At 37.6% G+C, this 12338-nt stretch carries 14 protein-coding genes and 2 other annotated features; of the genes, 12 read left to right on the forward strand and 2 right to left on the reverse strand.

What is annotated here, in order from left to right; genetic code table 11:
- Window positions 1-8 precede the first annotated feature (8 nt).
- From dnaI to IEX29_RS16355, 8 genes are all read left to right on the forward strand, one after another.
- Window positions 9-938 carry a primosomal protein DnaI gene (gene dnaI / locus IEX29_RS16320; protein ID WP_188735440.1) on the forward strand — a complete coding sequence of 310 codons (930 nt, stop codon included), beginning with the start codon at window positions 9-11 and terminating at the stop codon, window positions 936-938.
- 698 nt (window positions 939-1636) lie between these two features.
- Window positions 1637-2470 (forward strand): sporulation protein YtxC, encoded by an 834-nt coding sequence (gene ytxC / locus IEX29_RS16325; RefSeq protein ID WP_229720271.1) that lies wholly within the window; start codon window positions 1637-1639, stop codon window positions 2468-2470.
- A 64-nt stretch (window positions 2471-2534) separates the two neighbouring features.
- Window positions 2535-2775, forward strand: a binding site (T-box leader).
- A gap of 53 nt (window positions 2776-2828) precedes the next feature.
- The gene (thrS, locus tag IEX29_RS16330) at window positions 2829-4763 is read left to right on the forward strand and encodes a threonine--tRNA ligase (protein WP_188735442.1); all 1935 of its coding nucleotides are present in this window, start codon (window positions 2829-2831) and stop codon (window positions 4761-4763) included.
- Between the two features lie 227 nt (window positions 4764-4990).
- Window positions 4991-5121 (forward strand) — a sequence feature (ribosomal protein L20 leader region).
- A gap of 71 nt (window positions 5122-5192) precedes the next feature.
- Window positions 5193-5699 carry a translation initiation factor IF-3 gene (gene infC, locus IEX29_RS16335; RefSeq protein WP_139344830.1) on the forward strand — a complete coding sequence of 169 codons (507 nt, stop codon included), beginning with the start codon at window positions 5193-5195 and terminating at the stop codon, window positions 5697-5699.
- A 32-nt stretch (window positions 5700-5731) separates the two neighbouring features.
- Window positions 5732-5926 carry a 50S ribosomal protein L35 gene (rpmI, locus tag IEX29_RS16340; RefSeq protein ID WP_042146308.1) on the forward strand — a complete coding sequence of 65 codons (195 nt, stop codon included), beginning with the start codon at window positions 5732-5734 and terminating at the stop codon, window positions 5924-5926.
- A 38-nt stretch (window positions 5927-5964) separates the two neighbouring features.
- Complete coding sequence (gene rplT, locus IEX29_RS16345; RefSeq protein WP_188735443.1) at window positions 5965-6321, forward strand: 50S ribosomal protein L20; 357 nt, start codon at window positions 5965-5967, stop codon at window positions 6319-6321.
- A gap of 140 nt (window positions 6322-6461) precedes the next feature.
- Window positions 6462-6737: a DUF1294 domain-containing protein gene (locus IEX29_RS16350; protein WP_188735444.1), complete on the forward strand. Its 276-nt coding sequence runs from the start codon at window positions 6462-6464 to the stop codon at window positions 6735-6737.
- A gap of 129 nt (window positions 6738-6866) precedes the next feature.
- Window positions 6867-7499 (forward strand): TVP38/TMEM64 family protein, encoded by a 633-nt coding sequence (locus IEX29_RS16355; RefSeq protein WP_188735445.1) that lies wholly within the window; start codon window positions 6867-6869, stop codon window positions 7497-7499.
- A 200-nt stretch (window positions 7500-7699) separates the two neighbouring features.
- On the opposite strand, the gene IEX29_RS16360 is transcribed toward IEX29_RS16355, so the two are convergent.
- Window positions 7700-8098 carry a sigma-w pathway protein ysdB gene (locus tag IEX29_RS16360; RefSeq protein WP_188735446.1) on the reverse strand — a complete coding sequence of 133 codons (399 nt, stop codon included), beginning with the start codon at window positions 8096-8098 and terminating at the stop codon, window positions 7700-7702.
- Between the two features lie 160 nt (window positions 8099-8258).
- Between IEX29_RS16360 and IEX29_RS16365 the strand changes: the two genes are divergently transcribed.
- The 4 genes from IEX29_RS16365 to IEX29_RS16380 all read left to right on the forward strand — a co-directional run bounded on the left by IEX29_RS16365 (window position 8259) and on the right by IEX29_RS16380 (window position 11548).
- Window positions 8259-8543: a TetR-like C-terminal domain-containing protein gene (locus IEX29_RS16365; protein WP_229720259.1), complete on the forward strand. Its 285-nt coding sequence runs from the start codon at window positions 8259-8261 to the stop codon at window positions 8541-8543.
- Window positions 8544-8710: 167 nt separating this feature from the next.
- The gene (locus IEX29_RS16370; RefSeq protein WP_188735448.1) at window positions 8711-9202 is read left to right on the forward strand and encodes a dUTP diphosphatase; all 492 of its coding nucleotides are present in this window, start codon (window positions 8711-8713) and stop codon (window positions 9200-9202) included.
- A 126-nt stretch (window positions 9203-9328) separates the two neighbouring features.
- A complete protein-coding gene (locus tag IEX29_RS16375; RefSeq protein ID WP_188735449.1) occupies window positions 9329-10414 on the forward strand; it encodes a M42 family metallopeptidase in 1086 nt (361 codons plus the stop codon).
- A gap of 150 nt (window positions 10415-10564) precedes the next feature.
- Entirely contained in the window at window positions 10565-11548 is a 984-nt protein-coding gene (locus tag IEX29_RS16380) for a ring-cleaving dioxygenase (protein ID WP_188735450.1), read from the forward strand.
- Window positions 11549-11622: 74 nt separating this feature from the next.
- Here the strand turns inward: IEX29_RS16380 and IEX29_RS16385 are convergent, their stop codons facing one another.
- A complete protein-coding gene (locus tag IEX29_RS16385; RefSeq protein ID WP_188735451.1) occupies window positions 11623-12261 on the reverse strand; it encodes a lytic transglycosylase domain-containing protein in 639 nt (212 codons plus the stop codon).
- Between the last annotated feature and the right edge of the window lie 77 nt (window positions 12262-12338).

The following is a 12338-nucleotide window of genomic DNA, read 5'->3' on the forward strand; positions in this document are numbered from 1 at the left end:
GATGATGGATGAAGCCTATACAATCAGAATTAAAAGCATGGATGGATACGAATGAGAATTTCAAATCCAATTACACTAGAATAAAAAAAGAAATTCTGAGTGATCCCTCTATTCAATCATTTTTACACGAACACCCTGAATTGACTGACAAGGATATTGAGAAGAACTTAATGCGGCTGTATGAATATAAGACACAATCCAAACAATGTGACCGCTGTGCTTCTTTTGGAGAGTGTCAAAACATGGTTCAAGGCTACTCTCCGGTATTAAGTATGGATAAGAATGAAATTAGACTCAGCTATGAAAAATGTCATTCACGTATTCAGGCTGAAGAACAGCAAGCGCAGCAGAGGTTATTTCAAAGTCTATATATGCCAAAAGAGATTTTGGAAGCAAAAATGTCAGAAGTTATTCAGGATAAGTCGAGGATTTCAGCAATTGGTGAAATTATTAACTTTTTGGAGGAAGCTAAAACAGGCTTGCCTAAAAAAGGTTTATATCTTCATGGTTCGTTTGGAATTGGTAAAACCTATCTGTTAGGTGCTGTAGCGAATGAGCTTAAAAAGAGAAATTACTCAACTACACTCATTTATATGCCAGAGTTTGTCCGGGAAATAAAAGGCTCTTTTAAAGATGATTCCTTTAATGAAAAGATAGATTTCTTTAAGAAAGCAGACGTTTTAATGCTGGATGATATTGGGGCGGAATTACAATCTGCCTGGTTCAGGGACGAAGTATTAGGCTCTGTCCTGCAATATCGGATGATGGAAGGACTGCCTGTCTTTTTTTCCTCCAATTTTGATTTGAATCAGCTGGAGAAGGAACTGGCAAGTACAAGAAATGGTGTGGAAGAGGTCAAAGCCGGGCGGATTATTGAACGTATTAAGCAGGTAAGTACAGTGGTGAAAATGTCCGGTGAAAATAGAAGAGATGAATAGCAAAAAGGATTTCCCATACGGAAATCCTTTTTGCTATATCTATACGTTTATCGACAGGTGAGGCATTCTAAATGATTAACTCAACTTTCGGACCTGAGAATAGACATCTATACCTTGCCTTACAAGGATAAGCATGTTCTTCATTTTCCTGCTTGCATTTTGTCATCTTTTTATTGAAATTAAGATTGTGTATAGTTCCACTCCGACCAACCACTACGTTTTCCATGGGGACGGCTTCAGCTAACTTGAAAAGAAAACCGCTTTTCAAGTGGATCTTCAGCTCGCCCTGCGATGCACAAATGTTTTCGATGGGGCGAGTAATCGCAAAAGCTCTTGGTGGGACGAGTAATCGCAGTCCCAGTCCCAGGGCGTGCAAGTGCAGGCGTTGTACGTCGAAAGCAAAACGGTCCGCCGCAGCGGTGCCTTACACATTACCTGCTTTCCAAATAGAGTTTATGCTTTGTCAAGAGATAGGTGGTATGGGCGATCAACACCTGTCTCTGTGATAAGCAAGTTATTTTTTTAAGGTGCGAAGGTTGAGTGATTAAAATAAAGATTTAACAAGTATCTTTTTTGCAGATTTTCTTATACTACATCAAGTAAATCTGCTAGTCTGACTAGTTTAAGCATTTTTATCTGAACTTGTCCATATAATGTAACAGTTTGTAAGTGGATGAGGGTGATATGTATTGTTGGAAGTGTATTTTGAATCGGATAAGGAAGTAGCAGCTTTTCGTAATCAGTTAAATCCATATAGAAAACAAATCAGAGTACATCAACAAGCAAATGCCGAGTGGGGCAACAGATTACGGCTGGAAGGTGACTTAGCAGAGACAGATTTAATTAACGTGATAAGCTCCGCGATGGCGAATGTTTTTATAGAAGAGCATCTTTCTGATATCATTATTCGGAAAATCACAAATAATTATTACTTTTCAGATCCTGATGAAATCAATCGTATTTATGATTTTTCTATGTGGATTTTATTTGACTCAGATTCTGATAATCAGTACTTACGTGATCATGTGGATACAACAAAGCTTTTGCAGCATATCTTTTTTCTGCATTTAAAGGAACATACGAGTATTCATTTTAGTGCGATATTGCATTTTCGGCTCGCTCATTTTTTAGACTTTATTCAAGAATGCGTCGGGAAGGCTATTGAAGAATTTAAGAGGGAAGAGGATCATCAGGCATTTATTGATATGTTACGTCATTATATTGAGAAAAAAGATCCTTGTGTTGATTTGATTCATATAGAACAGGGAGAGGATTTTATTTTTTACAATGAAAAAGGAGAGATAATTTCTAAAGATATGCTTCGTATATGGATGTATCAGGCGCCATTATACGCATTAGGATTACATGAAAATGAATTTAATTTAAGTCCGCTTATCGCCATGTCACCAGCAAGAATAAAAGTATATGGTGATGACCCTGCAGATCCCAAAATAATGACAGTTACAAATATTTTTCAGGAAAGAGTAGAATTTGAAAGGAAAGGGGTATCGATTCTTTCTCGTTTAGACTAAAACTAAACAATTGGACTTGCTTTTCAATCCTGGAAGGAATATAATACGGATAGAGTTTGAAAATGAAATTGCTATGATGAGGACATGATTATTTTCAGCTTACGTATTCAGAGAGGGAAGTCCTATGGCTGTAAGCTTCCTTTCGTAATGAAATAATTACCCCCTTGGAGCATTGCTGCTGAAATAATTTGGAGTAGGCAGTAACGTTTTATCTGCGTTAAAGATCAATGAAGCTGGGGATAAAAGGTTTTTTTGTATCTTCAGGAATCAGGGTGGAACCACGACATTAAACGCTCGTCCCTTTGCATAACGCAAAGGGATGGAGCGTTTTTATATTTGATAAAGGAGTTCGATGAAAATGGCTGATTTAACAATTATTTTTCCAGACGGAGCAGAGAAGCAATTTCCTGTAGGAACTACAGGGGAAGATATAGCAGCTTCGATTTCTTCAGGTTTAAAAAAACAGGCACTTGCAATTAAGTTAGATGGGGAGGCTTTGGACTTACGCAGAGAGCTTCCTAATGGCGGTAAGATTGAAATTATTACGTACCGTGATCAGGAAGGATTGGAAATTGCACGTCATTCTACAGCCCATTTATTAGCGCAGGCTGTGAAACGATTATATTCCAATGTTCAATTAGGTGTCGGCCCGGTTATTGAAGAAGGCTTTTATTATGATATTGATATGGAACATTCATTAACACCGGAGGATCTTCCTAAAATAGAAAAAGAAATGAAACGAATTGTAGATGAAAATTTAGAAATAAAACGTGTGGAAGTATCCCGTGATGAAGCAAAGGCACGGTTTGCAGAAATTGGCGATGAATTAAAATTAGAACTGCTTGATGCGATTCCAGAAGGTGAAACTGTAACCATTTATGAGCAGGGTGAATTCTTTGATTTATGCCGCGGTGTGCATGTCCCTTCAACAAGTAAAATTAAAGCATTTAAATTATTAAGTATTTCCGGTGCTTATTGGCGTGGAGACAGTAATAATAAACAGCTGCAGCGTATTTACGGAACAGAGTTTGAGAAAAAATCACAATTAGATGAGTATCTTCACATTTTGGAAGAGCGTAAAGAAAGAGACCATCGGAAGCTTGGTAAAGAGCTGGGCATCTTTACTGTATCGCAAAAAGTAGGGCAGGGGCTGCCGCTGTGGCTTCCAAAAGGAGCGACTATCCGTCGTAATATTGAGCGTTATATCGTTGATTTGGAAGAACGCTTAGGCTATGATCATGTATACACTCCTGTACTTGGTAATGTGGAGCTCTATAAAACAAGCGGACACTGGGAGCATTATCAGGAGGATATGTTTCCGGTAATGGAAATGGATAATGAAGAGCTTGTATTGCGTCCAATGAACTGTCCGCATCATATGATGGTTTTCAAAAACCAATTATGGAGCTATCGTAACCTGCCAGTACGTATTGCTGAGCTTGGCACGATGCATCGTCATGAGATGAGCGGAGCACTTGCTGGTCTGCAGCGTGTTCGTGCGATGACTCTGAATGACGCGCATATTTTTGCCCGTCCGGATCAGTTAAAAGAAGAATTTATCCGTGTTGTAGAGCTTGTTCAAAAAGTATATAAAGACTTTGGAATTGAAGACTACTATTTCCGTCTTTCTTATCGTGATCCAGAGGATAAAGAGAAATATGTAGATAATGATGCTATGTGGGACAAAGCGCAGGCGATGCTGAAAGAAACAATGGAGGATATGAAACTGGACTATGTAGAAGCAGAAGGAGAAGCTGCTTTCTATGGTCCGAAGCTGGATGTTCAAGTGAAAACAGCATTAGGAAAAGATGAAACATTATCTACTGTACAATTAGACTTCCACTTACCGGAACGCTTTGATTTAACTTATATCGGCGAAGATGGAAAAGAACATCGTCCTGTTGTTATCCACCGCGGTGTTGTTTCTACCATGGAGCGCTTCGTTGCATTTCTTATTGAAGAATACAAAGGTGCTTTTCCAACATGGCTTGCTCCGGTACAGGCAAAAATTATCCCTGTATCCCTGCAGGCGCACCATGATTATGCGAAAGAGGTAGAAGACAAATTACGTTTGGAAGGTATCCGCGTGGAATTAGACAGTCGTGATGAAAAATTAGGCTATAAAATACGGGAAGCACAGACACAAAAAATTCCATTTGCACTTGTCTTAGGGGATAAGGAAATGGAAGCAAACAGTGTTAATTACCGCCGTTATGGAGAGCAGGATACAGAAACACTTCCGCTTGATCAATTTGTTGACTTTATAAAAGACGAAATTGATCAGAAGAAATAAATAAATGTTTATGATTTAAATAAGGAGGCTATTTTCACGTAATATGTGAGAATAGCCTTTTTGATGCTTGATGGCTGCCTGCATCAAAATAACGGCTGTTTATTTACAAAACCATTGACACTATTCAATAACCGTGCTATGATTCAATAGTTGTTTAAAACAAAGGATATAAGTCCTTGACAAGAAAACGATAAAATGATATATTATAAAAGTTAATGATATGATCTAACGACAAGTAGAAGCACCCGCTTCTCACCTGATTGACGCCTGTATAGGCAGTTAACGGGTTCATCACGATTCATGTTTACGAATGAGGAGATGTGTGGGTGCGTATGTGTACCGACACTTTTTTTATGGAATGAAATGATTTGACTTGTCCAGATAGATCAGTAACAAAATTTTCGGAGGTGGCTGGCTATTAGCAAGGATATGAATGTTAACGAAAAAATTCGTGCAAGAGAGGTTCGTCTCATCGATTCAAATGGGGATCAGCTTGGAGTAAAAACTCGTAATGAAGCATTAGAGATTGCCGGGAAACGAAACCTTGATTTAGTATTAGTTGCTCCAAACGCAAAACCACCGGTATGTCGTATTATGGATTACGGGAAGTATCGTTTTGAGCAGCAGAAGAAAGACAAGGAAGCTCGTAAAAAGCAAAAGGTAATCAATGTCAAGGAAGTACGTTTTACACCCGGAATTGGTGACCATGACTTTGAAACGAAGCTTAAAAATGCACGTAAGTTCTTGGAAAAAGGGGATAAGGTCAAAGCTGCGGTTCGTTTCCGCGGTCGTGCAATTACCCACAAAGAACTTGGGAAAGAAGTACTGGACCGTTTCGCTGAAGAAGTGAAGGATCTTGGTACAGTAGAAACAAAACCTAAAATGGAAGGCCGTAATATGTTTATGATGGTCGCTCCAGTAAACGAAAAAAAATAAGCTTTTACCGCAAGGACTAGGAGGAAAAAATTATGCCTAAAATGAAAACTCATAAAGGTTCAGCAAAACGCTTCAAAAAAACTGGATCTGGAAAAGTAAAAAGATCTCACGCATACACTAGCCATATGTTTGCACACAAATCTCAGAAGCAAAAACGTAAATTACGTAAAGGAACTCTTGTTTCTTCTGGAGACTACAAACGTATTAAAGCAATGTTACCAAAATAATAAATTTAGATATGTAATTGAATCAGGAGGGATTTCTTATGCCACGTGTTAAAGGTGGAACAGTTACGCGTCGTCGTCGTAAACGCGTCTTAAAATTAGCAAAAGGTTACTACGGTTCGAAAAGAACTTTATTTAAAACAGCAAAACAACAGGTTATTAAATCAGGTCAATATGCTTATCGTGACCGCAGACAGAAAAAACGTGATTTCCGCAAACTTTGGATTTCCCGTATTAATGCTGCTGCACGCTTGAACGATATTTCTTACAGCAAATTAATGCACGGTTTGAAACTTGCCGGTATTGATATTAATCGTAAAATGCTTTCTGATTTAGCTATTAATGATGAACAAGCATTTGCTCAATTAGCATCTCAGGCAAAAGACGCTTTAAAATAATATAGAAAAAAAGATCGCTCTCCAATTTGGATGCGATCTTTTTTTAACTTTAAAATCGAGGCATTTAGCGTTGCGGTATGCTAAGGCTCTCTTTATGATTAAAGAGTATCATTATCAATTCATGCAAACAGGAGGAAAAAATGGAAAACATATCATCATGGTTTATTTATTTACTCGTTGCAAATGTGATTGGATTCTATCTGATGTTTAAAGACAAACAGAAAGCAAAGCAGCATGCCTATCGAATACCAGAGCGTACATTTTGGCTGTTAGCTATTTTAGGAGGAAGCATCGGTCTATATATTGGCATGCAGACTTTCCGGCATAAAACCAAACATAAGAGCTTCACCATTGGCATTCCTATTTTTATTATCGTTAATGTAATTAGTTTTATCGGTCTGATTTTCTTCCTCTGAGGGAATTCTACATTTTTCATGGAATATTTTAAAAGGAAAACCCTAAACAATTCTTTTATCATAGACTGCTCGTCTTGAAACATACATATAAGTATCAGTAAATCAGCTTCCTTGGGGGGAGGGGTGACCATGGAATACGTTGGGAATTATTTACTGGTGATTATTGAGATGGGCGGTGTACTTTCCCCGCTGTTATTTATTATTCTTCATCTCATTCGGCCAATGCTATTCTTACCAGTTGTTTTTATATGTATTTCTGGAGGTATCTTATTTGGTCCAATTGCGGGGAGTGTTTATTCTATTATTGGAATAACAATGGCAAGTTTGCTGTTTTATGTAATGGCAGGCTGGATGCCGAAATCAATCGATAAACTAATTATTTTGAAACAGCGGTTAATTGGAAAAAACACGGAAATGACGACAGCACAAATTACGCTGCTACGCCTTGTCCCGTTTATTCATTTTCACTTATTATCATTATGCCTGATTGAAACGAACAAAACCTTCAAAGGGTATGCGCGGGCTTCTTTTATAACAAATATTCCTCTGGCAATTGTCTACACAAGTATCGGTGGTTGGATTTCTCGGCTTTCTCCAGTATATATCGCTATTTTTATCATCGCCTTACTCCCATCCTTGTACCTTTTAAGAAGAAAAGAGATTATTATTCAGTGGCAGGAGTTTTTTGCTTCATCATCCCCGCAATCAGCGCATCGAGGATTAACCAAATCTTTAACACCAAGTAAAACAACCAGCTCTTGAATATAAGAGCTGGTTGTTTTACTATGAAAGCAAGAAATAAGTGAAGCTAAAGAAAGCGGTGTACTGTATGAAGCGCCCATCCTGCTGGAATTGTAAGCATGAGTTTAAAATTCGTGAGCTTATTTTGCCTGGCAGTCACACAGTATAATATGTAATAAGAAACAATTTGTATAAAGAATAACCAGTCCAGTGCGGATCGGTTATTCTTTTGTGATCTCCGTTATAATAAGTTCATTAATCGGATGCTTCCAAGTGATAGAAGCGTGCGGATAGTGGATCAATATTTCCTGCTCTAAAAAATATAAATCCTCTCTGGTTAACCCGCGAAGTTCTAATGGATTCCTAACAGTAATATGAACATCAACTACCTCAAAAGCGTCTTCAGTTGTTCCTAAATATTTCTCGCCAATAAAAAGACATCCTTTAAAAGTTAATTGGAAATTTTTTTGATTATTATTATGTTCATCTAATAAATAAAACCCCTGATTTTCCTGAGTAAGACGCAGTTTGCGCTCAGGTTTTTTTAAGTATTGAATCCATGTATAAATAAGCAATACAACTGCTATCACTAATAATATCCGAAAGATAATGATGACCATAATTATCTACTCCTTAGAAACGTCCTGTTACCACTACATACGAATTAAGAAACAAAAAGTTTCAAGAGAATAATATTTTATTATAAAAAATATAGAAAGTCTATATTTCGCATTGTGAAACAGACCAATGACTTTACTGGATATGGCTGCGTAAAGAAGTATGAGAAATTTGTATGATAAACTTCTGGTTACAAGCATTGGATTGGAGAAGAAGGAAGCTCTATGGGCAATAGCGCAGGAGTACAGAAATTTTGCAAAGCAATGGCCGGGTCAATATCAACTAGTACAAAAAGTGAAGCTATGGAAAAGTGATGAAACAAAGGAGTTATCTGAGCAGATTATCGGCATATTCTCTAAAACACTGCAAAAATATGCTCTGACAGAGGATGAAGCTATTCATTTTATCCGGACATTGAGAAGTTATCTGCATGTTAGAGATGGATGAAGCTTTCGGGCTTCCCCAAGAGCTTGAAAAAAGTTTTTCCATAGGGTTAAATATAATTCTAATGGATTTAGAGTCTGATTTGAATTCCAATTGATTAGTGAATATAGAAAGCTTTTCTAAAAAGTCTGTGATAAAATGGAAGAGATGGCAGACAAGGAGGAGATAAATTGGATTGGAATCAGCTATTTGAAATGCAAAAAGAACTGGATACATATATTGAGAACAATCATGATTTATCCAACGTAAATTTATTTCATGAAAAGCATCTGGCCCTCCTCGTAGAACTTGGAGAGCTTGCTAATGAAACAAGGTGCTTTAAATTCTGGAGCACAAAAGCAAGAAATAAGCAGAAGGTTATTTTAGAGGAATATGTAGACGTGTTACATTTTCTGATGTCAATTGGCATTGAGCAAGGGTATATTTATCAGGCAGAAGGAAAGATTAAGCCGGGAGAGAACATGACCGAATCAGAATGCTTTTACCAGGTATATAAAAAAGCTATTGATTACCGGGAAAATCCGGTGCATGAAAATTATCAGCAATTATTTAGCTGGAGCCTGCAATTGGGAAATCAGCTTGGATTTACTGATAAGGATATCCAAAAAGCATATTGGGAGAAAAATCAAATTAATTATCAGCGCCAGGATCAAGGTTATTAATTCCTTTTAACAAGTTTAACTGTTAGTAAAAAGTCTGATTGACTCAATTATCATACGGATGAGATGAGAAAGCTGTAAAAGTCCAGGCTATATGCAATTTCACTATATAAAGGAGAGATTATCAATATGACAAAGCTAGATAACACATTAACAATGCTAAAGGATTTAACAGATGCAAAAGGGATACCAGGAAATGAAAAAGAAGTACGGGAAGTATTTGAAAGTTATATCAAGCCCTATGCCGATGAGCTGACAACAGATAATTTAGGCAGCTCGATTGCCAAAAAGACTGGTGATGAGAACGGGCCTAAAATAATGGTTGCAGGTCATTTAGATGAAATCGGTCTGATGGTAACACGCATTGATGAAAATGGCTTTCTCTATTTCCAGACAGCAGGAGGCTGGTGGAATCAGGTTATGCTGGCCCAGCGTGTAACAATTATGGGTTCCAAGGGAGATGTGACTGGTGTTATCGGCTCTAAGCCTCCGCATATATTGAGTCCTGAAGCTAGAAAAAAACCATATGAAATAAAAGATATGTTTATTGATATTGGTGCAACAAGTAAAGAAGAAGCGGAATCATTCGGCGTGAAGCCTGGAGATTCTGTCGTTCCTTATTTTGAATTTACACAATTAAAGAATGAAAAATTACTTATGGCTAAGGCTTGGGATAACCGTATCGGTTTAGCAATTGCAATTGATGTATTAAAGGCTTTAAAAGATGAAGATCATCCTAATACTGTCTATGGTGTAGGAACGATTCAGGAAGAAGTTGGTTTACGTGGAGCAAAAACATCTTCCCATCTCATTCAGCCTGATATTGGCTTTGGAGTAGATGTTGGTATTGCAGGAGATACACCAGGCATTAATAAGCAAGATGCTGACAGCAAGCTTGGCGAAGGCCCTCAGATTGTATTGTATGATGCTTCTATGATTTCTCATAAGGGACTGCGTGATTTAGTTGTTGATACAGCAGAGGAAAATAATATTCCCTACCAGTTTACCTCTATAGCTGGCGGCGGAACAGATTCAGGCTCTATTCATCTGACTGGAAATGGTGTCCCATCTCTATCTGTTACAATAGCAACCCGCTATATCCATTCACACGCAGGAATTCTCCATCGCGATGATTATGAGAATGCTGTGAAATTATTAACAGCTGTTATTAAGAAATTGGACCGTAAAACCTTAGAAACTCTAATCAAAGCTTAATAATAATAATTTATTTTATGCCGTACATTTTAAGACTGTTAAAATGTGCGGTTTTTTAATAGAAAACGGCTTTATTGACAAGGTATAAATATCATGATAAATTATATTTAATTAAATATTTATTAATTAAATATAAAAGGAGTTTTTTCAATGAATCCAATCCGTGGAATGCACCACGTTACGGCAATTACAAGCAGCGCAGAAAAGAATTATGAATTTTTCACATATGTGCTTGGAATGCGTTTAGTAAAGAAAACAGTTAATCAGGACGATATACAAACCTATCATTTATTCTTTGCGGACGATGAAGGTAATGCAGGGACAGATATGACATTCTTTGACTTTCCAGGCATCCCAAAAGGTTCCCATGGAACAAATGAAATCTATAAAACATCCTTACGAGTACCAAGTGATGCTGCCCTTGAATACTGGCTAAAACGTTTTGACCGTCTTGGGATTAGACATACAGAAATTGAACAGCAATTCGATGTAAAAACATTATCCTTCTCTGATTTTGACGATCAAAAGTATCAGCTTGTTTCTGATGAGAATAACACCGGAAGGGCATCAGGGAAGCCATGGAAAGACGGACCAATCCCATCAGAATATGGAATTACTGGGCTGGGACCTGTAGTTGTACGTGTTGCAGATTTTAATTTTTTCAAGCAGGTATTAGAAAAAATATTTATGTATAATGAGGTTTCCAGTGAAAAATCACTTCATCTTTTTGAAATAGATGAAGGTGGGAACGGTGCCCGGATCATCGTCGAGCATAATGAAGAATTACCTCTGGCCAGACAGGGCTATGGTACAGTGCATCACGCAGCATTATGTGTAGATGAACGAGAGGATTTAGAGAAATGGCAGCAAAGAATAGAACAATTTGGTCTCCAAACTTCCGGCTTTGTCGAGCGCTTCTATTTCGGTTCGTTATATACACCGGTTGCACCGCAGGTATTATTTGAATTAGCGACAGCCGGTCCTGGATTTATGGAGGATGAACCATATGAAACGCTTGGAGAAAAACTATCATTGCCGCCGTTTCTTGAATCACAGCGCGAACAGATTGAAAGTCAGGTAAGAAAAATTGATACAGTTCGAAGTAGTAAAGTAATAGAGAAAGAATATGAATAAAATATTTTAAATAAAAAGGATTCGTTGTCAAGTACAGACGAATCCTTTTTTATATCAAGTATGTTTGTAGGAATCTAAGTTAATGAACGGTATGTATTCATCACTTTAGATACATAAGCTGTTGTTTCTTTAAATGGAGGAATACCCTGATGCTTATCTACATTTCCTGGACCGGCATTATAAGCTGCCAATGCCAATTCTGTATTTCCGTTATACCTTTTCAGCATTTGACTTAAATACTTTGCTCCGCCCTCAATATTTTGTTGAGGGTCATAGGAGTTTGCCACTCCCAAGCCTGCTGCTGTTTTCGGCATTAACTGCATTAAACCCCGGGCCCCAACCGGACTTGTTGCATTAGGATTGAAGTTAGATTCCTGTTTAATAACAGCGTGAATTAAGTTTTCACTAATATTGTATTTGTTTGCCATTTGTTGAATGATGTCCTGATAATTTGATCCATTTCCATTAGCTGACTGATTTATTGGCATTGGATCTGTTGCTGCTTGGGTCAATGGTGGAGAAGCAAAGCTGGACTGTCTGAGATTAGAACCAAAATCCTGCGCTGTCCGCTCCTCTGCTTCACGAATTCGTTCTAAGAGCAGCTGTTGAAAGGACTTAGCGCCAAAACCGCTGTTTTCAGTAACTTCACCGGCAGCTGGAGTCATAGATAAAGCCTCAAAAGGGTTAGTCCGTTGATTTGTATTAATTTCCATTATATTCACCGTCCGTATATGAGCTGAAGAGATAATTTTTGTCCTGTGTATTCAGAAGGTATTTAATCAATATGTTA

Source organism: Oceanobacillus neutriphilus, from assembly GCF_014645515.1.
Taxonomy (GTDB): domain Bacteria; phylum Bacillota; class Bacilli; order Bacillales; family Amphibacillaceae; genus Oceanobacillus; species Oceanobacillus neutriphilus.

Coding starts and splice junctions, on each gene's coding strand:
- rplT (WP_188735443.1), top strand. CDS start 5,965: ATGCCACGTGTTAAAGGTGGAACAGTTACGCGTCGTCGTCGTAAACGC.
- rpmI (WP_042146308.1), top strand. CDS start 5,732: ATGCCTAAAATGAAAACTCATAAAGGTTCAGCAAAACGCTTCAAAAAA.
- IEX29_RS16360 (WP_188735446.1), bottom strand. CDS start 8,098: ATGGTCATCATTATCTTTCGGATATTATTAGTGATAGCAGTTGTATTG.
- thrS (WP_188735442.1), top strand. CDS start 2,829: ATGGCTGATTTAACAATTATTTTTCCAGACGGAGCAGAGAAGCAATTT.
- IEX29_RS16380 (WP_188735450.1), top strand. CDS start 10,565: ATGAATCCAATCCGTGGAATGCACCACGTTACGGCAATTACAAGCAGC.
- IEX29_RS16350 (WP_188735444.1), top strand. CDS start 6,462: ATGGAAAACATATCATCATGGTTTATTTATTTACTCGTTGCAAATGTG.
- infC (WP_139344830.1), top strand. CDS start 5,193: ATGAATGTTAACGAAAAAATTCGTGCAAGAGAGGTTCGTCTCATCGAT.
- IEX29_RS16355 (WP_188735445.1), top strand. CDS start 6,867: ATGGAATACGTTGGGAATTATTTACTGGTGATTATTGAGATGGGCGGT.
- IEX29_RS16375 (WP_188735449.1), top strand. CDS start 9,329: ATGACAAAGCTAGATAACACATTAACAATGCTAAAGGATTTAACAGAT.
- dnaI (WP_188735440.1), top strand. CDS start 9: ATGAAGCCTATACAATCAGAATTAAAAGCATGGATGGATACGAATGAG.
- IEX29_RS16365 (WP_229720259.1), top strand. CDS start 8,259: ATGAGAAATTTGTATGATAAACTTCTGGTTACAAGCATTGGATTGGAG.
- IEX29_RS16385 (WP_188735451.1), bottom strand. CDS start 12,261: ATGGAAATTAATACAAATCAACGGACTAACCCTTTTGAGGCTTTATCT.